Below are 24,813 nucleotides of genomic sequence, written 5' to 3' on the forward strand. Positions count from 1 at the left end.
AACTCAATTAAAATAATTACTAATGAGTAATGACTAATGACTGCTGTCGGAGCGGAATCTCGATCGCAAACTCAGTACCTTTCCCCAATTCCGAATTGCATTTTAAAACGCCGCCGTGTTTCTCTACCACAATTTGGTAACTAATTGACAGTCCCAATCCAGTACCTTTTCCCACTGCCTTAGTCGTGAAAAAAGGGTCAAATATGCGTTGTCTCATAGATTCCGAAATTCCCGTACCGTTATCAGAAATCCGAATCACCGCGCTAGGAATAGTACCATTAAGTTCACCGACAGCAGTAGAGATTTTAATTTGAGGAGCTACAGATTGACCAGCGAGCAACTTGTGCGATTCCAAAGCATCGATCGCATTCCCGATTACATTCATAAATACTTGATTCAACTGTCCAGCATAACACTCAACTCGAGGCAAGATGCCGTATTCTTTCACTAGCACAATGTTTGCACCGTCCGCATTAGATTTCAGTCTGTGCTGTAAAATTAACAGGGTGCTGTCAATGCCCTCGTGAATATCAACCGCCTTCATTTGACTTTCGTCAAGACGAGAGAAATTCCTTAAAGACAGAACTATTTGACGGATGCGATCGGCTCCCACCTTCATTGACGATAGCAATTTTGGCAAATCTTCTAGCAGAAATTCTAAGTCAATATCTTCACTCAATTTTTCTATTTCAGGACTATAATCGGGATATTGCTGCTGGTAAAGTTCCAGCAAACTCAGTAAGCTAGCAGTATATTCACTAGCGTGATTGAGATTGCCGTAAATAAAATTAACTGGATTGTTAATTTCGTGAGCAATCCCGGCTACCAGTTGCCCCAAACCAGACATTTTTTCAGTTTGAATCAATTGAGCTTGAGTGTGCTGCAAATCTTTTAAACTTTGAGCGATTTGTTCTGCTTGGCGTCTGGTTTGAGCCAGCAAATCGGCTTGTTGGATAGCAACGCCTAATTGATTGGCAATCTGAGCTAAAAAGTTAACTTCTGAACTTTCCCAACAGCGGGGCCCAGAATGTTGATACGCTGTCAGCAAACCCCAAAGTTCTTTTCCTACAAAAATCGGCGCGCTCGCATAAGCCTTCACCTGAAATTGCTCTAAAATACCAAGGTCACACTCCGAATGGCAAACTTGATAAATATCGTCAACGGCTAGAGTTTCATTATTGGCATATCTGCCGCCTCGGTTTGACTGCAAATAAGTATCTTGCCAAACCGTACTGATACCTTTCCCTACCAATTTTATCCAGCCATCTTTCACAAACTCTGCCACATAATGGCCGCTCCAATCAGGATTAAATTGATAGACAGCAATTCTATCAACTTGCATAAACTGACACACTTCTTGGGTTGCAGTCTTAAAAATCGCGTTGATATCGAGAGATTCTCGAATCTTAGCCACCACTTCAAACAGTATCCGCTGTTGCTCGGCGGCCCACTGCAAATCAACTGATTGCTGCCGCGTTTTAGCCAACAAATCTGCTTGTTCTAATCCTACACTCAACTGAATTCCCACTTGCGTAGCAAACTGAATTTCCGAAGTGTTCCAATGGCGCAAACCGCTGCACTGGTGCACGCACAGCAAGCCCCAAAGTTCGCTGCCATTCATCAGCGGCATAATCACCTGAGCTCTAATTTGAAATTGAGCTAAAAGAGCAACATGGCAGTCTGAAAGTCCAGCATTTTCGACATCTTGTAGCACTTGAATCTGTCCCTGACTATATTTTTTGGCATAGTTTTCGCTAAAAAAATTATCGCGAACTTTTACATCCATTGCCGAAGAAAAACCAGGCAAAACATCTTCTGTAATAAATTCGCCTTCATTAAAATTTAAACTAGGATCGAAGCGATAGATGCCAACTCTATCGGCCTTTAATATCCGCCGCAATTCTGTAGTTGTAGTACGAAAAATTGTATCTAAATCGAGAGATTGTCGAACCTTAGCAACTACCTCAAACAGTATTCGCTCCTGCTCTGCTACCTGCTGCAACTCAACTGCTTGCTGCTGAGTTTGAGCGAGCAAATCTGCTTGTTCTAGGGCGATACTGAGCTGAGCCGAAATTTGGGTAGCAAACTTAATTTCGGAAGATTCCCAGTTGCGGGGAGCCGAACATTGGTGTACGCACAGCAACCCCCAAAGGTCGTTGCCTTTCATAATCGGTGCAACTAAAGTAGCTTTGACCTGAAATTGCTCCAAGACTTGCTCATAGCAATCTTCCAGTCCGGCTTGTCTGATGTCAGACATGGCGTGAACTCGCCCTTGAGAGTAGAGATTGGCGTAGTTTTCTCCAAAGCAGCGATCGTGCACTTTGACTGCCATTGCTGACCGAAAATCTGGCAAAACATCTTCGGCCACGAATTCGCCGTCCTTAAATTCTGATGCGGAATCGAAGCGGTAAACCGCAACTCTATCGGCATTTAAAGCCCGCCGCACTTCCTGGGACATCGTGCTAAATATCTTGTTTAAGTCGAGGGATTGCCGCATTTTTGCCACCACTTCAAACAGGACTCGCTGCTGTTGGGTCAACTGCTGTAGTTGAGCTGTACGCTTTTGAACTTGATTTTCTAAATTTGTGTTAAGTTCCTCTATTTGTTGATCGAGTTGGTAGTGGTTAATAGCATTAGAAAAGTGGTTGCCCAAAATTTGGAGCAATTCAATTTCTTCAGCCTTCCATTCGCGAATTTGGGCAGTTTTTGACTCTTTCCACGCTTCAAAAGATATCCGAGATTGGGCGAGCCGCGCGTCGCTATCAAACTGTCTAGCCCAGAGAGTTTCGGTGTCAAATTCTTCTCGAAAAATGGTCAAGTAACCGAATATTTGCTGACGGGTTCTGAGCGGTACGATTAAAATGCTGCGAATTTTGGTCGATCGAAATGCAGGTTGCAGGCTTCTCAAACTGCTAATTTGGTACAAGTCGGGAATTGCCCAAACCTGTTGCTCGCCGGATTTAAAATATTCGTGCCAGACGCTGTATTGCTCAACCTGCGGGTATTTGGCCGAAATTGGCATCTTCGGCCCTGAGCCGCAAGTGTAGACTGTGAGTTCCCGATTCGAGTTATCCGAATAGGGAACTAGATTCGTAACTTTGCTGCTGTCGCAAACGAATGGCGTGGCGAAAATGCACAGCCTGCCGCCGGCTGCATCTAGTGCTGCTACCGATTCTGCCAAAGCTGTTTGGAGTTCCATCGTCGGCGGGGAGTTAAGGGCTGCGGCGACGCGGTTGACGGCAGCTTCCCGTTGGGCTTTCGCCCTTGCTTGGGCGAGGAGGCTTGATTGGGCTATGGCGACGCCGAGCTGATCTGCCACCATCTGAACACCTTGGAGTTCGTTTTCTGCCACACTCCGCGACTCGGAGTGGTGAGATACCAACAACCCCCAGAATTCTTCGCCGTGAAAAATTGGTACTACCAAGCAAGCCTTGACGCCCAGTGCAGTCAAGTATTCAGCGTGGCAGGGGTCAACCGCACGAAAGCGCATTTCGTCGTCGGGCAGCAGTTGGCCGGAAACCGCCTCGCGACGCGGACTTTGGCCTAGCAGCCCGGAATCTATATCGACGATCGATCGCACCTGTAGTTGCGCGAACATTTCGCGGGCGTGAGGGGGAATATCGTCTGCTGGAAAATGCAGCCCCAAGAGGGATGGCAAGCGGTTGCCGTTAATTGATTCGGCAATCACTTCACCGCTACCGTCGCTATGAAATTTGTAGATTTTTACTCTGTCTGTTCCCAAGAACGATTGAACTTCGGCTGCTGTTGCGCTCAGAATTTCGGGTAGTTCTAGAGAGTGGCGAATGCGCTTGGCGATGCGTTCGAGCAAATTTGCTCGATCGAACCTCACCTTGAGATTTTCGATCTTTAATGAGTCCATTATTAATTTTTTGCTTTCCTAGCAATAACAGTAAGCGGCCCAAAAGTTTTGTGCCTGTTAAAAAATTCGGCAAGCACAGCCATTTAATAAAATATAAATATCCTGATGCCCGATCGTCGATTAGTTTTGCACCTGTAGCGATCTGCCCTAAAATTGCAACTTTCCATTGCAACTTTCAATTGTGTGGGATTACAACTTTTGTACTTTAAATATAAACTTTGTACAGCCTGCCTTGCAAGCTCTTTACCCCAACGGATTAAAATTGTCAAGTTTCAAGAGTGGCAGAGTCATTCACCGCCACCGATGAAGGTCGCACCGAAATATCTCAGTCCTGGATGCAAAAGCTGGGGGAGGAACGAGCTTACGGAAAGAAACAGCATGGAATTCAAAAGGTTAACTCAGAAATCGGGTTTCTACCTCTAGGATTGTATCTGCTGCTAGTGGGTTCCGAGAATGGTCGATCGACAATCTGCAGCTTGTTCCAGATATGGAGCAAAAAAAAGCTCCTGCCGTTAAGCAGGAGCCTTTTTTGATTAGACAATCAAATCAGAAATAAATTCGATCGATTAGTCTAAGTCTGGCATAGCCAGCACTGGTTCATTTTCGCGATCGATACCCTTCTCAAAGCCAGCGACAGCCGCGCGAGCGCGACCAGCGTGCCACAAGTGGCCGACCAAGAAGAAGAAACCCATCACAAAGTGGAAACAGGACAGCCAAGAACGAGGAGAAGTGAAGTTAAACGAGTTAACTTCAGTCGCCACACCGCCCACAGAGTTCAAAGAACCCAAAGGAGCGTGAGTCATGTACTCAGCCGCGCGGCGAGCTTGCCAAGGCTGAATGTCATTCTTGATTTTGTTCAAGTCTAAACCGTTAGTACCGCGCAAGGGTTCCAACCAAGGGCCTTGGAAATCCCAGAAACGCATCGTTTCACCGCCGAAAATGATTTCGCCAGTAGGAGAGCGCATCAGGTATTTGCCCAGACCGGTGGGGCCTTGTGCAGAACCGACGTTAGCACCCAAGCGTTGGTCGCGGATCAGGAAGGTCAAAGCTTGCGCTTGAGAAGCTTCCGGGCCCGTCGGGCCGTAGAATTCGCTGGGGTAAGCAGTGTTGTTGAACCAGACAAAGCAGCAAGCGATGAAGCCCATCAGGGACAAAGCGCCCAAGCTGTAAGACAGGTAAGCTTCGCCAGACCAGATTAAGGCGCGGCGAGCCCAGCCGAAAGGCTTGGTCAAAATGTGCCAAACACCGCCAGCGATACAAATCAGGCCCAGCCAGATGTGACCGCCGATGATGTCTTCCATGTTGTTGACGCTGACAATCCAGCCTTCGCCACCAAAAGGAGAGCGCACCAAGTAGCCAAAAATCACAGCCGGATTCAGAGTTGGGTTCGTGATAATACGCACGTCGCCGCCGCCCGGAGCCCAAGTGTCATAGACACCGCCGAAGAACATGGCCTTAGCTACCAACAGCAAGCAACCGCCACCCAACAAAATTAGGTGATAGCCGATGATATTGGTCATCTGGTTCTTATCTTTCCAGTCGTAGCCGAAGAAAGAAGAGTATTCTTCGAGAACTTCCGGGCCGCGAACGGCGTGATAAATGCCGCCCAAACCGAGAACAGCAGATGAAATCAAGTGAAGAACGCCGACTACGAAGAACGGGAAGATATCAGTGACTTCACCGCCGGGGCCTACACCCCAACCCAAAGTAGCGACGTGGGGCATCAAAATTAAGCCCTGTTCGTACATGGGCTTTTCTGGGATAAAGTGAGCGACTTCAAACAAAGTCATTGCACCCGCCCAGAACACGATCAAGCCAGCGTGAGCGACGTGTGCGCCCAGCAGTTTGCCGGAGAGATTGATTAAACGAGCGTTGCCAGACCACCAAGCGAACCCGGAGGATTCTTGGTCGCGACCGCTTGCGTAGGAATTAGAGAGCGTTACCACCCGGTAGAACCTCCAACGATTTTAGATTTTGGATTTTGGGTTTTTTTGTTCCCCAGTAGGACACGGGAGTACCGCACCTGCGCCGGGGAATTGGGATTTGGATTTCAGATTAAGTTAAAAAAATAAAATTAATCTGAAATCCAAATCCTGATTTTTTTAAAGTGCGTTACCGCGAGGCAGAACTTCTTCAGGGAAGATGAAGTTTTCGTGAGGTTGGTCTGTCGGAGCCATCCAAGCACGAATGCCTTCGTTAAGCAGAATGTTCTTAGTGTAGAACGTTTCAAACTCAGGATCTTCTGCAGCGCGTAATTCTTGTGATACGAAGTCATAGGCGCGCAGGTTTAATGCTAAACCGACGATGCCAATGGAGCTCATCCACAAGCCTGTGACAGGTACGAACAGCATGAAGAAGTGCAACCAGCGCTTGTTGGAGAAGGCAATTCCGAAGATTTGCGACCAAAAGCGGTTAGCTGTAACCATCGAGTAGGTTTCTTCTGACTGAGTTGGGTTGAAGGCGCGGAAGGTGTTTGAGCCTTCGCCGTCTTCAAACAAGGTGTTTTCTACGGTTGCACCGTGGATGGCGCACAACAGCGCGCCGCCCAAGATGCCTGCAACGCCCATCATGTGGAAGGGGTTGAGCGTCCAGTTGTGGAAGCCTTGCAGGAATAGCAAAAAGCGGAAAATTGCTGCGACGCCGAAACTGGGGGCGAAGAACCAGCCTGATTGACCCAAGGGGTAAAGCAGGAACACCGAAACAAACACGGCGATGGGGCCGGTGAATGCTAGGGCGTTGTAGGGACGGATGCCGACTAAACGGGCGATTTCAATCTGACGCAGGCAAAAGCCGATCAGTGCGAAGGCGCCGTGGAGGGCGACGAATGTCCACAGTCCACCGAGTTGGAACCAGCGGGTGAAGTCCCACTGTGCTTCGGGGCCCCACAGAAACAGCAGGGAGTGTCCGAGGCTGTTAGCTGGGGTTGATACGGCTACGGTGAGGAAGTTGGCTCCTTCGAGGTAGGAGCTTGCCAAACCGTGGGTGTACCAGGATGTGACGAAGGTGGTGCCTGTTAACCAGCCACCGATGGCTAGGTAGGCGCAGGGGAATAGCAGGATGCCAGACCAGCCTACGAAGACGAAGCGATCGCGTTTGAGCCAGTCGTCGAGGACATCAAAGATGCCTCTTTCGTTCTGGGCGCGTCCGACTGCGATTGTCATTGGGGTAAAATCCTTTTGCTTGTTAAAAGACCAAGGTTTCTAATTAAAGTTAACATAACTATATATTAGAAGTTCATAATTTTTCAACTAGAACAGTAGAGTTCCCCCACTAGAGGCGTAGTCGATGAAAGCGTGGTTGAGAGGAAGGCCATCTTGGTTGACGATGCTCAGCAACAATCCAACTGACCCTTCGTCGCCAAGCGGCGAGGTGGCGGTGGTTGAGGAGTTGATACACAATCCCGATCAGTCGATCGCGATCGCCTCAGCGAAGCGTGACACTCGGTGGGCTAATTGAATTAAGATTTGGCTTTAAGGCTGTTTAATTTTATGACTGCAAAAACAATGACCTCGATCGATCCTGTCCTGCGCTACCCGGTTTTGGGCTCCCGCCGCTTCAGCAATTACTGGTGGGCGACGGTGGTCAGCATTGGAGGGACTGGTTTCCTGCTGTCGGGCATTTCCAGCTACTTGCACGTTAACCTGCTGCCTTTTGCTGACCCGACTCAGCTTGTTTTCATCCCCCAAGGCATTGCGATGGGTTTCTACGGTGTCTGTGGCGTGCTGTTGGCGCTTTACCTGTGGCTGACTATTCTCTGGGATGTCGGTGGCGGTTACAACGAGTTCGATCGACAAACTGGTAACATTCGGATCTTTCGCTGGGGTTTTCCCGGCAAAAACCGCAAAGTTGATTTTAATTGCAAGACATCGGAGGTGCAATCTGTGCGGGTGGACATTAAAGAAGGTCTCAATCCCCGCCGCAGTATTTATCTTAAGCTCAAAGACCGCCGTCAGTTTCCCCTGACTAGAGTCGGACAGCCGATTGCTTTGTCTGAAGTGGAAAATCAAGCGGCCGAATTGGCTCGATTTTTGCAAGTTCCCCTAGAAGGACTATAGGGATTTTCGATTTTCGATTTTCGATTTTCGATTGGTAATGTCTCGTAGGGTGCGCCGGGGCGCGCACCTTACCTACCTGGTCAGTGAAAAACGTCAATCTGCGAGTAAGCCCGTTACCAATTTTTGAATCTGTCAATTAACAATACTTGGGATAGTTTTTGATTGCCAACCGTAGAATAAGGATTTCAAGGCGATTAGGCAAGTTCGCTATCCAAGGAAAATCGCGGGTTCCAGACTACGAACTAAAAACAGTTCGGACTATTGAATTAAAATCTTTAGTTGCAAAGTCCGTAATTGACTCAAAGTGAAAATACAAATGCAAATGCAAATCAAAATTCAGCGGTGGTTGTTCTCACTTTTAATAATTGGCGCGCTGTTTGTTGGGGGATGCGGTAATTCCCCCGTTGCAAACTCGACTCCGACATCGAATCCGGCGTCGGGTGAAAATATTTCTTTGTCTCCGTCTCCGTCTCCTGCTGCTGTAGCGACGAGTTCGCAATTTAGCAATTTGCCACGCTTGGAAGGAAAAGCAACGGTGGTGATGACCGTTAAAGGTGCTCCAATTACGATCGAACTCGACGGCACAAATGCACCAATTACTGCAGGCAATTTTGTGGATTTGGTTCAGAAAGAAGTCTACGACGGGCTGGTATTTCACCGAGTCGTGCGGGAACCTCAGCCTTTTGTAGTTCAGGGCGGCGACCCCCAGGGCAAAGACCCTAAATTCCCTAAAGCGCGACTGGGAACTGGCGGTTTTATTGACCCAAAAACTACTACCGAACGCAGGATTCCTCTGGAAATTAAAGCTAAAGGTGCGGCCAATCCGACTTACAGCGCGACGCTAGAAGAAGCTGGGGTTAAGGAGAAACCCGTGTTGATGCACAGTCGCGGGGCTGTTGCTATGGCTCGATCGCAGAGTCCTGATTCGGCTTCTTCTCAGTTTTACATTACTTTGACCGATGTACCGTTTTTGGACGGTAGCTATGCGGTTTTTGGGTACGTCAAGCAAGGCATGGATGTTGTTGATAAGATTGAAGCGGGCGATCGCATTGATAAGGCTACTGTTACTCAGGGTTTGGAAAATTTTAAGCCTGTTCAGTAGTCAGTAGTCAGTAGTCAGTCGTCATATCAATTCCGGTTGCACAATGGAGATGATTGTTGACGGTTGACTGTTGACTGTTGACTGTTGAGTCGGAGTAGAAAAACTGACTGATTGTTGACGGTTGATGGTTGACTCGATTTTATGATTCCGATGCAACCGGAAACGATATCAGTCGTTGGTCGTTGGTTAGTAGTTAATAATTTGTTCCAATCATAAACAACTAATAACTAATGACTAATGACTAATGACTAAAAAATTGGGAATCTGAGGGCTGATGTGGATGTTGTTATTACGGGAATTGGCCTGGTTTCTGCTTTAGGCCCTCTGGATTGTAGCTGGAAAAGATTGTTGTCTGGGGAATCAGGAATTCGGCAACATCAACCTTTTATAGAACTTGAACGGCGACCTTTGGCTTTAATTGGCACTAAACCGGTCGATTTAATAACTTTAATTCGGCAGGTTTTAGCAGATGCTTTGCAAGATGCTAATTTGACTTTGCCTTTGCCCGATTGCGGGATTGTTATTGGCTCTAGCCGAGGTTTTCAGGCAAATTTGGAACAGTTGGCGAGGGAAGGAAGTTCGGCAACGGATTCTGTAACGGATGTAACGGATGTCAGGAAGAAGGAAGAAGGAAGAAGGAAGAGGGAAGAAGGAAGAGGGGAGAAGGAAGACGAAAGAGAATTCTCAATTACCGATTCCCAATTCCCTATGCCCCATGCCCTATGCCCCATGCCCCATGCCCTATGCCCGATTCCCAATTCTCAATTTGTGAATTTTTTGCCTCACATGGGGGCGATCGCAGCGGCGAGGGCAATTGGCTCGATGGGGCCGGTGCTGGCGCCGATGGCTGCTTGTGCGACGGGCTTACAGTCGATCGCCCGCGCTGTTGATTTAATCCGCACTGGTGAGTGTCAGCGGGCGATCGCAGGTGCTGTGGAAGCGCCTATCACACCGCTTACTCTGGCTGGATTTAGCCGGATGGGTGCTTTGGCAAACAATGGGTGCTATCCCTTTGATGAAAATCGGGAAGGCTTTGTGATCGGTGAAGGCGGGGCTTTATTTGTATTAGAATCGGCCGAGTTGGCAAGGCGTCGTGGTGCTAAAATTTACGGTCGAGTTTCCGGTTTGGGCTTGACAAATGATGCTTGTCATGCTAATGCCCCGGAGCTGGGGGGGGAAAGTGCGATCGCGGCGGTAAATCAATGTTTGAAACGCAGCAATTTAGCGGCGATTGATATAGATTTTATTCATGCTCACGGTACTGCAACTGAGTTAAATGACCGACACGAAGCACTGTTAATTGAGAAGTTATTTCACCCAGGAGTTGCTGTTAGTTCGACTAAGGGGGCGACGGGGCATACTTTGGGAGCTTCGGGAGCTTTGGGCGTGGCTTTTTGTTTGATGAGTATTAAATATCAGATGTTACCGCCTTGCGTGGGAATGAAAAAACCGGGGTTTGAATTAGATTTTGTTCGCTGTGCGCGATCGGCTATTGTCAGAAATGCGGTTTGTTTAAGTTTTGGCTTTGGCGGGCAGAATGCTGCGATCGTTTTATCTGGCGAGCGTTAATTTTTGTAAACTCGGTCGATCGGCATTTAAATTACACGCTCTCTCTACAGTTAAAATCTTCTGAGGTGGCCGGAGAACCCCCGCACATCCAATTTAAATCTCAAAAATACTACAATACTTATGTATTTTAGTCAATTAACTGAGAATTTTGGTGAGATTGCTGGTGCTGCTATGCTAGTCTGGCTCTGCATCCCGACGCTAATCCTTGCGTCAAAGCCTAGGAGGCTAGAAAAGAGAGCCAGATTAAAGCAGTATTGTATTTTATTAACGCACCGATGGCGATCGGCGAAAATAGAAGAAAGAAACTGTTTAAATTAAGTCTCAGGTATTTTCACATGGATCTGGCCTCTCATCGATTTATGTCTTATTTTGAACCAGAGCAAGCTGCTCACCTTTGCCAAATAGCTGTTTTGGAGAGTTTTGCTGAGGAAACGCTGGTTTTTGAAGAAGGAGAAACAGCGGATTTTTTATATCTAGTTTTAGAAGGTAAAGTCGAGTTTAGCAAGCGGATCGAAAATCATAAATATCAAACTGTTGCTGTCGCTAACCCAGACGATTATTTTGGCGAACTCGGAGTTTTAGACGGAGAGCCTCGCAGTGCTAGAGCTGTGGCAGTTGCAGGCTCGACTTTGGCCAAAATAGACCGTGAAGAACTAATAACAACTCTCCAGTTTGCTAAAGGCAGTTCGGTACTGCAAATGTTTAGTTTCATTACTAAAAATTTACGGGATACCACGGATCAATATGTTAGCCAGTTGGTACATAAACAAAAAATGGTATTGGTAGGAGAAATGGTGAGTACAATTATTCACGATTTCAAAAGCCCTTTTACCGGAATTAAACTCTCCAGTGAAGTGCTCAAAGAAATGCACCCGGATGAGGAAACTCAGGAGTGGTGCGAACTTATTCAATTGCAGGTTCAGCGAATGTTGGGGATGGCTGAAGAAGTGTTAGAATTTTCGCGCGGCAATTCTGTATTAAATAAAAAACCAGTTAATCTAATTCAGACGTTGCAGCAGTTTCAAAAGTTGAACCGAGTTTATTTTGAAGCAGCAAAAGTAGATTTGGTAGTACGGGTGACAGAAGTGATAGTGGAAGCGGATGAAAATAAGATTTTGCGCGTTTTACAAAATTTAGTTGGGAATGCTGTTGAGGCTTTTGGCGGACGAGGGGGGCGGGTGGAGATTGCTGCGTGGCAAAGTGAGGATTGGGCAGAAATTAGCATTTACGATAACGGCCCCGGCATTCCACCGGCAATTAAGGAAAAGTTATTTGAACCGTTTGTGACCTATGGTAAACGGACTGGTACTGGGTTGGGAACGGCAATTGTTAAGTCGATGGTTGAGGCTCACAAAGGGCAAATTACTTATGAGTCGGAGGATGGAAAAGGGACAACTTTTTACATCCGCTTGCCGAAAACCGAGGCTTTAGCAGATAATATCTAAGTAGGTAGGAAGATATATACTTAGGACTTTCTCACTAAGCCTCATATCGATTCCGGTTGCACCGGAATAATTGTTGACTGTTGACTGTAGAAGGATGTGTCAAAAAAATGAAAAGTGCGCGAATTATTTGTTGGCAGATTGATTCGACTGTACGCCCGACTTTCGCAGCGCGGATTTGATATCATTCCGGCACAGCAGGAATTGATATCAGAGACTTGGTTGATGAGTAGATATCTTGTTATCAAACAATGTTTTTATAATAAACCGGGTTTAAGAGCGTAAGTCCTAATACTGTGTAGCGACTTGCAGAATAAAGTAGAATTGAATTAACGAAATGCTAAAAATCTGATGCCAGTTACTATTCAAACCTTACCCACAGAAGTTATCAATTTAATTGCCGCCGGCGAAGTGATTGACTCGATCGCCGCTGCGGTACGAGAATTAGTTGAAAATTCTCTGGATGCTGGCGCAACTCGCATCGTTGTTTCTGTCTGGCCCGAACAGTGGCGGGTGCAAGTTGCAGATAATGGTACAGGAATGGATCTGGAAAATTTGCGGCAGGCGGCTTCGCCTCACAGTACGAGCAAAATTACCACAGAAGCAGACCTTTACAAAATTGATACTTTGGGATTTCGTGGGGAAGCTTTGCACAGTTTAGCTCAGTTGGGCTGTTTGGAGGTTTTGAGCCGATCGAATGATTTGGGATTGGGGGATTTTTCGGAAAATCCAGAGTCGGCGTCAAACCCCGCCAAATCATCCTTTAACAAGGGGGGAATTGAAAATGCTCGATCGGGCTGGCGGGTGGTTTACAATAACGCGGGCGTTGCTGTAGAGGTGGAAACAGCGGCGATCGCTCCGGGTACGGTGGTGACTGTTGATAATTTGTTTGGCAATTGGCCTGTGCGCCGCAGTTTTTTGTCGCCGGCACAGCAAATGCGATCGATCCAATTAACCCTTCAGCAAATTGCTATTTGTCACCCGCACGTTAATTGGCAGTTGCGTCAAGGAAATACGCCTTGTTTGCACGTAACTCCTGGTAGCACAGCGGAACAACTTTTACCTCAATTCGTGCGGGGAATTCGCTTGAATGATTTGCAGTATTTAAAAGTAAATTTGCCTTCAGTTCCTGAAAGGAATAAATCGCCAGATTATTTCGCACACACGCAATTGTTTTTGTCAAAAACACAGCCGAGTTACCAATTCCCAATTCCCGATGCCCAATGCCCAATGCCCCATGCCCAATTCCCAATTCCCAATTCCCAGTTTTTAGAATTAGTAATTGGTTTGCCAGATCGCTGTCACCGCAGACGGCCGGATTGGGTGAAAGTTGGGGTAAATCGGCGAGTTGTGCGATCGCCCGAATTAGAGCAAACTATTCTCAGCGCCTTTGCCCGCACTTGTCCGCGCGATCGCTATCCCGTGTGTTTTGTTCACCTGCAAATCTCCCCTTCGGAAATCGACTGGAACCGCCACCCGGCTAAGGTTGAAATTTATCTGCACGATCCGAGTTTTTGGCAAGAACAAGTTAGCGCGGCAATTGCTCGTGCTTTGCACCTGAACGATGAAGTTTTGCCGTCTGCCCCAATTCCCGATCGAGTGGGAAAATTGCTGAAGGCATCGGAACAAAAAACTGCTTACAGTGTCGGGATTTCGGCTATACAGAATGAGGAAGGCGACGAACAGGAAAAAGCTAATAAAATAGGATTGATGGAATTGAGGGCGATCGCTCAAGTTCACAATACTTACATTGTTGCCGAACATTCCAGCGGAATGTGGTTGGTGGAACAACACATCGCTCACGAGCGCGTTTTATACGAGCAATTATGCGTGGATTGGCAGCTAAAATGTCTAGAAAAACCAGTTATTCTCAGTCAATTATCGGCGCTGCAAATTGAGAATTTATCCCGCTTGGGTTTGGAAGTAGAAAGTTTTGGCGAACAGCTATGGGCGGCCCGCGAAGTTCCTGAATTGTTAGCCGATCGAGATGACTGTGCGGATGCGCTGTTTGAACTCAGTAAAGTCGCAGATTTACAAGCGGCTCAAGTTGCGACTGCTTGCCGTAGCGCTATGCGAAACGGTACTCCTTTGAGTCTTTCCCAAATGCAAAATTTGTTGGATGAATGGCAGCAAACTCGTAATCCGCGCACTTGTCCTCACGGCCGCCCCATCTATTTTGCTTTGGAAGAATCGACTCTGGCTCGGATTTTTCGCCGCAGTTGGGTGATTGGTAAAAGTCACGGGATTTGAAAGTTGATTGGACATCCGAGGGCGTTCACCTCAATCTGGCTCGCTCGCCAAAAATATCGTGAAGCTTTATTAAAAATAGGGGCTGATTTAGATAAAACAACTTAGAATATATTAAAATTTAAATAATGCAGTGTTTTTAATATCTTTTGGGCAACAGGCAAGATGCCTGTTCCACAAGAAAAAATGCCTGTCTTACCATAAAAGATTTAATTACACTACAAAAAGCTGCAACAGGCAAGATGCCTGTTCCACAATAAAAAGTATCTATTTTACCATAAAAAAGGTTAATTATACTACAAAAAATGCCGATTTACCCGAATAATCTTTGTTGTGGAACAGGCATCTTGCCTGTTCATGATATTAGTCCAATAAGTACATTAAAAATAAATCAATAATAAATATGGATTTTCCGATCGCCCGACAACTCTTTTATCGAGAAATAAATCAGCCTGATGGCTCGATTGACCTGGCGAAAGCTGCTCTTTATATGGCTTTGGAAGAATACCCCAATTTAGAGCCAGAGGAGTATCTCAACGCTCTCGACACGATCGCCGATGAAGTGCGCGATCGCCTGCCGGCACAGAATTATCCGCTGCGGATTATTCAAACTATTAACGGCTATTTATACGGAGAGTTGCAGTTTGCTGGCAATGATGTTGATTATTACGACCCCCGCAATAGCTTTTTGAATGAAGTGATCGATCGGCGTACTGGCATTCCCATCTCTTTATCTTTGGTTTATTTGGAGGTTGCTAAGCGGATTGATTTTCCGATGGTGGGAATTGGGATGCCAGGACATTTTTTAATTAGACCGGATTTTGAAGATGCTGGTATTTTTGTTGATGCGTTTAACGGCGGCGAAATCTTGTTTCCTGAAGATTGTCAAGCCAGACTTTCTCAAATTTATGGGCAACCTATGGAGTTGCAGCCGACTTTTCTCGCCCCGGTAAGTCGCCGGCATTTGTTGGGGCGAATGCTGGGAAATCTCAAGGCGATTTACTTGCAACAGGGAGATGCTGTGAGGGTACTCTGGGCGATCGAACGGATTTTGCTGCTGTTTCCCGAGGCGCTGGGGGAACGGCGCGATCGCGGAATTCTCTATTATCAACTGGGACGCTTGGTCGAAGCGCGCCACGATTTGGAACTATACCTGAGAAATGCTCCGAATGCTCCTGATGCTGCTAGAATTCGCCAATTGGTCGATCGGCTCGATCGGGATATTTAAATTTGGTATCGATCGCACACTATAGCCATCCTCGCATCATTTGTGAATTTCTTACTCCCTCCCCTTGATAAGGGGAGGGTTGGGGTGGGGTCAATCGATTTGAGATTTGAGATTTGAGATTTTAGATTTTAGAGGCGACCCCACGGATAAATGCGGGGGCTTGAGGATTTTCGATTTTAGATTTTGGATTGATTCCACAGATAAATCACGTGGCGGGTACCACCTTTGAAATTCGTGGTCAAAAATTTACGACTCCTGCAAGGATTGCTATATAAGAGGTGAAAGCGACACTCAATAAACTGCTGCCCGACGACCCAATTTCGCTTTTATACTTTTTGCCAAGGCATCTAAAATTGTCAAACAGCTAGTTATAACATATTCATGGTCAATTAATACCTATCTTTTGATAGGTTAAATTTGCTTGACATGACTGTAAAATCATAGGTCATTTACCGAACTTCCGAGTCCACTTTCCCGACTGATACCCGCACTGATACCCGCACTGATACCCGCACAGACGAGCGATCTAAAAAGTATTTTGACGTAAAGAGGCACAAACTCATGAACTTTCAGTTTCAACAAGGTTATCTCAACGGAATGCAACCGCTGTCAGCCCATTTAACCAAAAGAATGTCAAAGTCTTTATCATTAGGTTTGGCGCTTTTGCTGGGAACAAGTGCAGTATTCCTAAGCAGCGGCAAAGCCTTTGCATTAGATAATGTCACCGTAAAATACGGTGCTGTTGACGTAACATTACCGATGAGCGACTTACAAAGCTTTGCACAAACCGGCAAAGCATCATCTCAACTGCAAAGCGTTCTGAGTCTTGCGAAACAAACTCCCGAGTCGGTGCGCCAAATATTAACGCAAGAAGTCCCTTTAGATTCCCAATTAGTAGCGGGGCTGGCAAATACTTATTTTGGGGAAATTGTTTTCAAACAATTGGGCGAGGTTGCTTATACGCCGGCCACTCGTCTTCAAAGCGCGCCCGCACTGCGCGATGCTTTAGTCGCAGCTTCCAAAGATGGCAAAATATCGCTGATTGAAGTGATGCAAAATTACAGCCCTGCTGCCTTAGAAGTTGACGGGAATCAAGCTATGGCTATTTACCAACGAGTGATTAAAGACTTGCAAAATTTGCAAGCTATGTATCAGAATTCCCCGGCTTTGCAAAATACCGCCGGCCAAGCGGTGAATTCGGCCCGACAAATGATTTGTCAGCCCAGTCCATCGGGAAGTGCGAAATAAATATATAGCCTTTCGAGCGCAAGATGAGGTACTCATGGGCATAGGGCATAGGGCATAGGGCATAGGCCTCCCTGGGCACAGGGCATAGGGCATAGGGCATACCTCACCACGCTTGAGAACCGCTATAGCAATCCTTGCAGGAGTCGTAAATTTTTTACCCCACCCCAACCCTCCCCGAACTCGCGGGGAGGGAGTAAGAAATTCACAAATGATGCGAGGATTGCTATAACTGAAGTTTGAGGGAAGGGGGAATTGGGAATTGGGAATTGGTGCTTTTTTTCCTATTAGCCCTAGCTTTCAGCTATTAGCAATTACTTATGACCCATTACCAATTCTTCGGCTACGCGAGCCAACAAGTTCCCAATTACCCATTATCCATTACCCCTTACCCATTCTTTGAGATAGTTGCTCGGCTACCCGCTTGAGTCGGCGGAGTTGGTCTTTCATATCTTTCTGCGTCCAAGGGGCTGCAAAGCGATTGAAACCAAATCTAATTAAACGATTGGGAATTTGAAATTCAAAGCGGTTAATCAAGAGAGTTCCTTGGATTTGCGGCTGGCATTCCCAACGATCGCATCCTTTGAAAAATCCGTCAAACCCCCAAACAATTAAACCTGGTTGTCGCTCCAACACAACACTCTCTAAAGAGGGTTGCAAAACAGGAATTTTTATGATAAACAAGCTGCGACTTCCTACGGCAGTATCCCATTCCCCCTGGGGATCGCAGCGTAGCAAGGGATTGAGCCACTTGTGCATTAAAGTGCGATCGACTATACATTGCTCCACCAGAGTAGCAGCAGCGCGAATTTCAATGGATTGCTCGAAAACTTGACGAATTGACATGAGAACCTGCAACAAGGAGGGTATTACAAAACTTTGCTTACTTGATAGTCCTTTATTTACTTGTAACGTCAATTCTTCCAGAAATAAAAAGATTGACACACTCATAAATACAGTGTATCATCTTGAATTAAAGTATATATACCGATTATGCAGTTAGTCGAAAGGCACATCATTAAACCAAATCATAGGTTTTATCGAGAAGGCGATCGACTGTGTTGGCTGTGCAAAAATCTTTACAATAGCCCTAACTACATCTACCGGCAAAAGTTTTTGGCCAGCAAACAAACAAACTTTCTGGCTGTTTATCGCGCTCTCAAAACAAGTCCTGACTACAAACCACTGCCCGCAAAGGTAGCACAAAGCACGATCGGCTTAGCGATCAAAGCATGGACGAGCTACTATCTGGGGGTGCGAAACTATCAGGAAGACCCAACTAAATTTAAAGCCGCCCCGAAAATCCCTCAATACAAAGGTTCAAGAGAGCCAAAAAGAGAGGACGGGCGCTATGTAGTTGTATTTAATTGTCAAGCAGTCAGCAAAAAAGCCTTAAAAAAAGGATATGCTCGTCCCTCTGGGACTAATATTTGGTTCCCCTCAAAAGTCACCTCGATTCTGGAAATCCGGATTGTTCCCAAAGTAGGTTGTTATGTTGTCGAGGTGGTCTATGAAAAGTTAGAACAGCCTTTACAAGTTAATCAGACAGTAGCGGCCATAGATTTAGGATTAAACAATCGGGCAACATTAACCTACAATGTTCCTGGGTTAGTACCGACAATCTACGAGGGACGGGGTGTTAAGTCAAGAAACCAATACTGCAATCAAGTTTCATCGGCATTGAAATCATTGCTGCCCGCAGCGCAAAAAAACAGTAAAAAACTTGCCCCATTGTGGCACAAGCCTAACTGTAAAGTGGATTACTACCTCCACACGACGAGTTCCGCAATTATTAAAGAACTCCTTAATCATCAAAGGGGCTTGCTAGCGATAGGCTGGAACCATGATTTTCAAGAGGGGATTAATACTGGTAAGGTTAATAATCAAAATTTTGCCTGTATTCCCCATCGCCGATTCGTGCAAATGTTGCAGTACAAAGGACAACTTGCGGGAATTAAAGTTGTGTTAGTTGAGGAGAGTTACACATCCAAATGTTCAGCTTGGGATTTGGAACCAATTCAACAACATTCCGACTACATTGGCAGTAGGGTAAAAAGAGGATTGTTCAGAACCCAAACTGGACGCTTCATAAATGCCGATGTCAAGGGTTATTTGAATATTGGCACAAAAGCAGTCGGAGATGGGTTGATCCCAAATTCGATAGAGGGTTTTGTAGTTAACCCCGTACATTAAAAGTGTAGAAACATTAAATTTAGGCGATGTCTAGATTTTTTGGAACTATTATTAAAGTTTCGTCTTCTCCTTGTCAAATGTGACGTTAACCTGAGAAAAAAATGAATGAAACTTGGCAAGAAATAACTCAACCGATATCGGGCCCCATAGCGGCTTTGTCCGATCGCCTTTTGGCACAGGCCCAGCCCGCAAATCCGCTGGCACAGGCCGAACGCGGAATTAACAATCTCTTTCAGGGCTCAAACATTGAAAATCTCCTCTGGGCCGTCGGTATCCTGCTAGTTGGCTTGATAGTATCAGCCGTCGTCTCATCTATAGTCGGGGGATTGCTCAAGAAGACTACGATCGACAATCGGCTGGCGGCTTGGATTACCGGCCGCCCGGAAGGATCTCAAACCCCGCAAGTGGAAAAATGGATTTCCACAGCGGTGTTCTGGATCATTTTTATCTTTTTCCTAATTGCCTTTTTCGATCGCCTGAATCTAACGGCTGTCTCGCAACCGCTCAATACTTTTCTCAATCAAATTACCGGCTTCTTGCCGAAGTTAGCCGGCGCGCTAATTTGGTTGGGGATTGCTTGGGTGTTGGCGACAGTCGCCAAAATGGCCGTATCGCGCGTGATGCGGACTTTTAGCGTAGACGAGCGCTTGAATCAGGAGGTGGGCGCAGCGCCCACTGAGCGCCCTTTGCTGCTGAGCGATACTGTGGCGAATGCGCTGTACTGGTTCATTTTTCTGCTGTTTTTGCCGCTGATTCTCGACTCACTGGAAATGCAGCAGGCTCTGCTGCCGGTTAATAATTTACTCAACCAAATTCTGGCGGCAATTCCGAAAATTCTGGAAGCTGTGCTGATTGGGTTTGTGGGCTGGCTGCTGGCTATGGTGGTGCGGCGGATTGTCACGAATCTGTTGGCCGCTGCTGGGGCGGACGGTTTGGGCGCTCGGTTTGGAATTTCGCGGACTTCTGGCGGACAATCGCTGTCGTGGATTGCCGGGACGATCGTCTATGTTTTGATTTTGATTCCAACCGCGATCGCAGCTCTCAACGCTTTGGACATTCAAGCGATTTCGCAGCCTGCAGTCGCGATGCTCAACGACATTTTGGGCGCGGTTCCCAAAATCTTCACCGCAGCCCTGATTCTGGCGCTTGCTTACATTTTGGGGCGCTGGGTAGGCGATTTGGTTACTAATATCCTGACCGGAATTGGCTTTAACAATGTCTTTTCTTGGTTGGGCGTGCAGCCACCGAAACAGTCGCTGAGGCTACCGCCAAGTTCGATCGATCCGGAGGCAACGATTCTTCAGGAACCGGAACTTCCGGCCCGCACACCTTCTGAGTTTGTCGGTATTGTGGTGCAGGTGGGCATCATCCTGTTTGCTGTGGTGGCAGCTACCGACGTGCTGCAAATTCCCGCGCTGACGGCGATTGTTAGCGGTATTGTCCTGGTTGCAGGTCGGGTGCTCGCCGGTTTGGTGGTATTTGCGATCGGCTTGTATTTGGCGAATCTGGCGTTTAGTTTGATTGCCAGTTCTGGAACTCGTCAAGCGCGGCTTTTGGGCCAAGCGGCTCGGATTGCTATTATTGCCTTTGTTTCGGCCTTGGCGCTGCAACAGATGGGCATTGGCAGCGATATTGTGAATTTGGCTTTCGGGCTGCTGCTTGGGGCGATCGCAGTTGGCATTGCTCTAGCTTTTGGTTTGGGCGGGCGCGAGATTGCGGCCGACCAAATTCGCGAATTGTTAGCGTCGTTTAAACAAGATAAGACGCCGCGTTCGTAACTCTATAAAATGGCGTTTGTCAAGTACAAACGCCATTTTTTTATGATTAATTTCATTGTAAGGGTCGCGAACCAATCGCAAAGCCTTTGAATTTGAGGATACAGCTATAGCAATCCTCGCATCATTTGCATAATTATTGTAGGGGCAATCCCACGCCCGGTTGCCCGATAGATAGGGGGTAGGCACTCTTAGCACTACCCGTACAAATTTATCTGAATCATTTAGGATTGCTATAGCGCGTCGCGTGAGAACCCCGGTCTTTCCCGCAGGGTATGAAACGCAGTTGCAGCCTTTAGGCTGCGAGTAATCTGTGTTATAATCTAACAATGCGGAACAAGTAGGCGTATCAACTACGTGTTGAACCATTCCTAGAACGGTGAAATTCCGGGCAGTAAGACACCCTCAGCATTTTTGACCGAAGAACGAGCCCGCCGGGCCCCTGGCTTTAGACACGGGGATAAGTCGGTAGGGGTTTCAACCGCCTTCAGTTTTTGATATAATTCAAACAGCAAGTAAGAATAACCATCTACGCGAAGAATCATCAAGCGTGCGGAGAAATCCCGGCAACGGAGACATCCGCCTTTGATGCGGAATACTTAAAGGGCGAATAATGGCAGGGTGAGGAGCGTACCTATCTGGCTCGTGCGATGGACTCTGAAAGTAAGAAAAACTCTAAAAGTAAGCGCAATTGCAATATCTTTGATACGGGTATTGTTTTGAGCGTCTAGGGGGACTTTTGCCTGTCCCTTCCAAGTTTAGCTTGGAGAATCCCCAGGCTTCAGCCGTGGGGAGTGTCAAATCACCATAATCAGTGGTTTTTATTAGCCCGTTTGGAGCGAGCCTTTGGGAGGGTTGGGTAATTTTTGATTTTAGATTGACCAGCGCAAAAGTTGAGGTAGAGCAACTCAACCATTCTTAGGCCGCTTTTTGACAATTTTTTCAACTTTCAGGTCCATCAAATTAAGGAAAGTATTTATTACGTTCAAATAAATTTAATTCAATCCTCACAAATCACTTTTCTGTAAAACTCCAAACACCATTCCAGTTATCAGGCACACCCTCCCTCATCAATTGCTCAATTCTCTCCAAATAAAGGAGAGCAGTTTTATCAGAAGGATGTACAGCAATCACCTTCTCAAAACTTTCTCTCGCAGCTTCCAGCCGATCTTTATGCCGATATAATTCCAATCCTTCCTCAAAATCCAGTTTTGTTTTCAACTTGAGAAACCTGACATCCTCATGTTCTGCATCCAGCACCTCATAAACCGCGATCGCCTCATTTCGACCCTTCACAATCGCCCGGTCTAAAAAGCGCAATTGGTATTCATCGGCATTAGTTGAATCGTCTAGCGCTTGCTGAGAGATCAGCAGAGAAACGCCGTAAAACTTCGTTAACCCTTCCAACCGTGCCGTTAAATTAACATTGTCAGAAAAAGCATCACCCTGCATCCGGTTCTCTTCGCCTACCATGCCCAGCATCATGTGACCCACATGAATACCAATCCCAATCTTAATAGGTTGCTCACCTGCCTGAAGTCGCCCCTCGTTGAATTGCTCAACGACTCTAAACATAGCAACGCCCGCCGCCAAAGCATCATTGCCTCCATCTGGAAAAACAGCCATCATACCGTCCCCCAGAAACTTGACAATCAAACCATGATTGGTACGAATTTCTGGACTAACTTTCTGCAAATAAGTATTGACAAAAGCAAAATTTTCCTTGGGAGTCATTTTTTCAGACAGCGTAGTAAAGGAGCGAATGTCAGAAAACATCACTGCCATAACTTTGCTGACGTGATCTCCTAATTGCACATCAGTAATACTTTTCTTCCGCAGAAAACGCAGATAATCATGAGGAACAAAGCGACCATAAGCTGTCAGCAGCTCTTCCAAATTTTGATTTGCCCTGGTCAATTCCTTCTCTCGTGCTTTGACAGTATTGACCATGTGAGTAAAGACTCGTGCCAGTTGTCCTAGTTCGTCGCTGCGTTTAGCAACCTCTGTTAATGCGTCGGGTTGAAAGGCATCTCGTTCCACCTCAGAAGCAGCACTTGTCACCTTACCCACCTGCTCAATGTATGCTGCTTGACGCAAAATTTCAGCTTTGAAAAGTCCTTCAGCTTCCTGTCGCTTGAGGAAATTCAAATAGGCATTTGAGTGATAGCGAATGCGAGCGATCAGTTCCATGCGATCTGGCAGTTTCACTAGGTAGTCATTGGCGCCCAGTCCAAAGGCCTTAGCTTTGATAGTAGGGTCTTCTTTACTGGACAGCACAATTAGCGGAATATTACAGGTAAAACTGTCTTTGGATCGTAGAAATCGAACTAACAGCAAGCCATCCATTTGGGGCATAACCAGGTCTTGCAGTATGACAGTTGGCTGGCACTCCTCCGCAATGTCAAAAGCTTGAGTTGGATCGCTACAGTAGTGAAATACGATGTCCGGTTCGGAAGCCAACATTCGACGAATGGCTTCACTAATGATGGGTTGATCGTCAATTAATAAAACTGTTATTTGCTCGTGTATCAAAGTTGTCATAAGTGGTAAAAAGAATAAAGTCGGTATAGAGAGCCAGCTTTTAACTAATCCGTGTTTGACGTTTTATTAGATGTATTTACTTAATTAGCGGTTTAGTATGAGATTTTGGCGGAGGGTAGTGCCGATCGCATCTGGTGATAAAACCTCTACAGCAGCATTCAACTCAACCGCTGCTTTAGGCATTCCATATACCACACAACTGTCCTTATTTTGAGCAATCGTGTGCCAACCTTGAAGCTTCAATACGCTTAATCCCTCCGCCCCATCTCTACCCATTCCTGTTAGCAGAATCGCAGTTCCCTTGCGCGTCCAATGTTGAGCAACACTCTTGAAAAATACGTCAACTGATGGACGATAGGGATAATTGATCGGCTCTTTGGTGTAGCCGAGAGTCAAGTCCGGTTTTAAATACAAATGATCGTTAGTACCTGCCACTAAAATAGTTCCCTTTTCCAATCGATCGCCCGCAACCGCAATTCTTATGGGCAATACTGTTTGTTGTCTCAACCAATCAACCAATCCACTAGAAAACTGATCGTCTATGTGTTGGACGATCGCGATCGCGGCACCAAAACTAGCAGGTAGCTGCGAAAGGATGGTTGCTAATGCTTTCGGGCCACCTGTAGACGATCCAATCGCCACTAACGGGACAGTAGATACAGTAGATGAAAGTCCACTTCGTCGATCCAATTCCAGCGACGAAGTGGACTTTTTTGCTTGTATCTTTGTTGAAGAAGGCTGTTTTAGCAGTTTGCGAATTGTGCCAACTTTAGCGAGTAGCGCGTTTGCTGTATTAGCGGTATCTGTGCCACTCAAAACAGGTGTATCAACTGCATCTAAAGCGCCGTATCCCATCGCTTCATAAACTTTTGCAAGATTTTTATCAGCACTGGCTGTAACAATCAGAATACGGCAGGGAGAGTGTTTCATAATCTGACGGGTTGCTTCTACTCCATCCATGACAGGCATCAACAAATCCATTAAGATCATGTCTGGCGTATCTTGAGCGCACTTAGCAACTGCTTCGGCTCCATCCCGTGCAGTCCAAATCACCTGGTAGTCAGAAACTGTCTGCAAAACCCGTCGGAGTGCAGCAGTTGCGATCGCCAAATCATTAACAATTGCAATTCTCATCAGCAAATCCCCCTAAATTAAACGTAAAACACGGATGAGTCAGTCGATTTTAGATTTTAGATTTTAGATTTTAGATTTACCCCACAGATAAATCAGGAATCTTGAACTTTGGTCTAAAATTTTTATCTTTCCACGTACTTATAGCCTTTCTCAAAAAAGTGAGGTATGCCCTATGCCCTATGCCCTATGCCCTATGCCCTATGCCCTATGCCCTATGCCCATGAGTACCTCATCTTTCTGAGAAAGGCTATAAGTACGTGGCACGGTATCCGTTTTTGGGATGGGTCATCAGTCGATTTTAGATTTTAGATTTTAGATTTTAGATTTACCCCACAGATAAATCAGGGATCTTGAACTTGGGTCTAAATTTTTTATCTTTCCACGACAGGAGTACGTGGCACG

At 46.3% G+C, this 24,813-nt stretch carries 17 protein-coding genes; 11 read left to right on the plus strand and 6 right to left on the minus strand.

Annotation, left to right across the window (positions count from 1 at the left end; genetic code table 11):
* Positions 1-19: 19 nt before the first annotated feature.
* A complete protein-coding gene (locus QUA16_RS07655; protein WP_333102540.1) occupies positions 20-3,880 on the minus strand; it encodes a GAF domain-containing protein in 3,861 nt (1,286 codons plus the stop codon).
* A 278-nt stretch (positions 3,881-4,158) separates the two neighbouring features.
* Here QUA16_RS07655 and QUA16_RS07660 point away from each other — a divergent pair, with 278 nt between their 5' ends.
* Positions 4,159-4,413 carry a hypothetical protein gene (locus tag QUA16_RS07660; RefSeq protein ID WP_333102539.1) on the plus strand — a complete coding sequence of 85 codons (255 nt, stop codon included), beginning with the start codon at positions 4,159-4,161 and terminating at the stop codon, positions 4,411-4,413.
* 33 nt (positions 4,414-4,446) lie between these two features.
* Here the strand turns inward: QUA16_RS07660 and psbC are convergent, their stop codons facing one another.
* Together psbC and psbD are read right to left on the minus strand one after the other, a co-directional pair.
* Complete coding sequence (gene psbC, locus QUA16_RS07665) at positions 4,447-5,826, minus strand: photosystem II reaction center protein CP43 (protein WP_333102538.1); 1,380 nt, start codon at positions 5,824-5,826, stop codon at positions 4,447-4,449.
* A 156-nt stretch (positions 5,827-5,982) separates the two neighbouring features.
* Complete coding sequence (gene psbD / locus QUA16_RS07670) at positions 5,983-7,041, minus strand: photosystem II D2 protein (photosystem q(a) protein) (protein WP_333080069.1); 1,059 nt, start codon at positions 7,039-7,041, stop codon at positions 5,983-5,985.
* A 124-nt stretch (positions 7,042-7,165) separates the two neighbouring features.
* On the opposite strand from psbD, the gene QUA16_RS07675 reads away from it, so the two are divergent.
* From QUA16_RS07675 to QUA16_RS07710, 8 genes are all read left to right on the plus strand, one after another.
* Positions 7,166-7,336 carry a hypothetical protein gene (locus QUA16_RS07675; RefSeq protein ID WP_333102536.1) on the plus strand — a complete coding sequence of 57 codons (171 nt, stop codon included), beginning with the start codon at positions 7,166-7,168 and terminating at the stop codon, positions 7,334-7,336.
* Between the two features lie 32 nt (positions 7,337-7,368).
* Positions 7,369-7,935 carry a photosystem I assembly protein Ycf4 gene (locus tag QUA16_RS07680; RefSeq protein ID WP_333102535.1) on the plus strand — a complete coding sequence of 189 codons (567 nt, stop codon included), beginning with the start codon at positions 7,369-7,371 and terminating at the stop codon, positions 7,933-7,935.
* Between the two features lie 316 nt (positions 7,936-8,251).
* Positions 8,252-9,037 (plus strand): peptidylprolyl isomerase, encoded by a 786-nt coding sequence (locus tag QUA16_RS07685; protein ID WP_333181085.1) that lies wholly within the window; start codon positions 8,252-8,254, stop codon positions 9,035-9,037.
* A gap of 276 nt (positions 9,038-9,313) precedes the next feature.
* Positions 9,314-10,606, plus strand: a complete 1,293-nt coding sequence (locus QUA16_RS07690) for a beta-ketoacyl synthase N-terminal-like domain-containing protein (protein ID WP_333102533.1) — start codon at positions 9,314-9,316, stop codon at positions 10,604-10,606.
* Positions 10,607-10,941: 335 nt separating this feature from the next.
* On the plus strand, positions 10,942-12,051 hold the full coding sequence (locus tag QUA16_RS07695) for an ATP-binding protein (protein ID WP_333102532.1): 1,110 nt from the start codon (positions 10,942-10,944) through the stop codon (positions 12,049-12,051).
* A 348-nt stretch (positions 12,052-12,399) separates the two neighbouring features.
* A complete protein-coding gene (gene mutL / locus QUA16_RS07700; RefSeq protein WP_333102531.1) occupies positions 12,400-14,298 on the plus strand; it encodes a DNA mismatch repair endonuclease MutL in 1,899 nt (632 codons plus the stop codon).
* A 400-nt stretch (positions 14,299-14,698) separates the two neighbouring features.
* A complete protein-coding gene (locus tag QUA16_RS07705) occupies positions 14,699-15,523 on the plus strand; it encodes a transglutaminase family protein (RefSeq protein ID WP_333102530.1) in 825 nt (274 codons plus the stop codon).
* Between the two features lie 561 nt (positions 15,524-16,084).
* A complete protein-coding gene (locus QUA16_RS07710) occupies positions 16,085-16,771 on the plus strand; it encodes an alpha/beta hydrolase (RefSeq protein WP_333102529.1) in 687 nt (228 codons plus the stop codon).
* A gap of 378 nt (positions 16,772-17,149) precedes the next feature.
* Here QUA16_RS07710 and QUA16_RS07715 read toward each other — a convergent pair whose 3' ends face one another.
* Positions 17,150-17,614 (minus strand): SRPBCC family protein, encoded by a 465-nt coding sequence (locus QUA16_RS07715; RefSeq protein ID WP_333102528.1) that lies wholly within the window; start codon positions 17,612-17,614, stop codon positions 17,150-17,152.
* 147 nt (positions 17,615-17,761) lie between these two features.
* Here QUA16_RS07715 and QUA16_RS07720 point away from each other — a divergent pair, with 147 nt between their 5' ends.
* Both QUA16_RS07720 and QUA16_RS07725 read left to right on the plus strand, forming a co-directional pair.
* Positions 17,762-18,961, plus strand: a complete 1,200-nt coding sequence (locus QUA16_RS07720; RefSeq protein ID WP_333102527.1) for a transposase — start codon at positions 17,762-17,764, stop codon at positions 18,959-18,961.
* 101 nt (positions 18,962-19,062) lie between these two features.
* Positions 19,063-20,739: a mechanosensitive ion channel gene (locus tag QUA16_RS07725; RefSeq protein ID WP_333102526.1), complete on the plus strand. Its 1,677-nt coding sequence runs from the start codon at positions 19,063-19,065 to the stop codon at positions 20,737-20,739.
* Positions 20,740-21,750: 1,011 nt separating this feature from the next.
* Here the strand turns inward: QUA16_RS07725 and QUA16_RS07730 are convergent.
* Both QUA16_RS07730 and QUA16_RS07735 read right to left on the minus strand, forming a co-directional pair.
* A complete protein-coding gene (locus tag QUA16_RS07730) occupies positions 21,751-23,277 on the minus strand; it encodes a response regulator (RefSeq protein ID WP_333102525.1) in 1,527 nt (508 codons plus the stop codon).
* Between the two features lie 84 nt (positions 23,278-23,361).
* Entirely contained in the window at positions 23,362-24,411 is a 1,050-nt protein-coding gene (locus QUA16_RS07735) for a chemotaxis response regulator protein-glutamate methylesterase (RefSeq protein ID WP_333102524.1), read from the minus strand.
* Between the last annotated feature and the right edge of the window lie 402 nt (positions 24,412-24,813).

The organism is Microcoleus sp. S13_C3, from assembly GCF_036700905.1.
In the GTDB taxonomy this organism is placed as follows: domain Bacteria; phylum Cyanobacteriota; class Cyanobacteriia; order Cyanobacteriales; family Microcoleaceae; genus Microcoleus.

What these genes read in the sequence shown, in the direction of transcription:
- QUA16_RS07720 (WP_333102527.1), top strand. Translation starts at nt 17,762, where the DNA reads ATGCAGTTAGTCGAAAGGCACATCATTAAACCAAATCATAGGTTTTAT.
- QUA16_RS07680 (WP_333102535.1), top strand. Translation starts at nt 7,369, where the DNA reads ATGACTGCAAAAACAATGACCTCGATCGATCCTGTCCTGCGCTACCCG.
- QUA16_RS07685 (WP_333181085.1), top strand. Translation starts at nt 8,252, where the DNA reads ATGCAAATGCAAATCAAAATTCAGCGGTGGTTGTTCTCACTTTTAATA.
- QUA16_RS07735 (WP_333102524.1), bottom strand. Translation starts at nt 24,411, where the DNA reads ATGAGAATTGCAATTGTTAATGATTTGGCGATCGCAACTGCTGCACTC.
- QUA16_RS07655 (WP_333102540.1), bottom strand. Translation starts at nt 3,880, where the DNA reads ATGGACTCATTAAAGATCGAAAATCTCAAGGTGAGGTTCGATCGAGCA.
- QUA16_RS07715 (WP_333102528.1), bottom strand. Translation starts at nt 17,614, where the DNA reads ATGTCAATTCGTCAAGTTTTCGAGCAATCCATTGAAATTCGCGCTGCT.
- QUA16_RS07710 (WP_333102529.1), top strand. Translation starts at nt 16,085, where the DNA reads ATGAACTTTCAGTTTCAACAAGGTTATCTCAACGGAATGCAACCGCTG.
- QUA16_RS07730 (WP_333102525.1), bottom strand. Translation starts at nt 23,277, where the DNA reads ATGACAACTTTGATACACGAGCAAATAACAGTTTTATTAATTGACGAT.
- QUA16_RS07695 (WP_333102532.1), top strand. Translation starts at nt 10,942, where the DNA reads ATGGATCTGGCCTCTCATCGATTTATGTCTTATTTTGAACCAGAGCAA.
- mutL (WP_333102531.1), top strand. Translation starts at nt 12,400, where the DNA reads ATGCCAGTTACTATTCAAACCTTACCCACAGAAGTTATCAATTTAATT.
- QUA16_RS07705 (WP_333102530.1), top strand. Translation starts at nt 14,699, where the DNA reads ATGGATTTTCCGATCGCCCGACAACTCTTTTATCGAGAAATAAATCAG.
- QUA16_RS07725 (WP_333102526.1), top strand. Translation starts at nt 19,063, where the DNA reads ATGAATGAAACTTGGCAAGAAATAACTCAACCGATATCGGGCCCCATA.
- psbD (WP_333080069.1), bottom strand. Translation starts at nt 7,041, where the DNA reads ATGACAATCGCAGTCGGACGCGCCCAGAACGAAAGAGGCATCTTTGAT.
- QUA16_RS07675 (WP_333102536.1), top strand. Translation starts at nt 7,166, where the DNA reads ATGAAAGCGTGGTTGAGAGGAAGGCCATCTTGGTTGACGATGCTCAGC.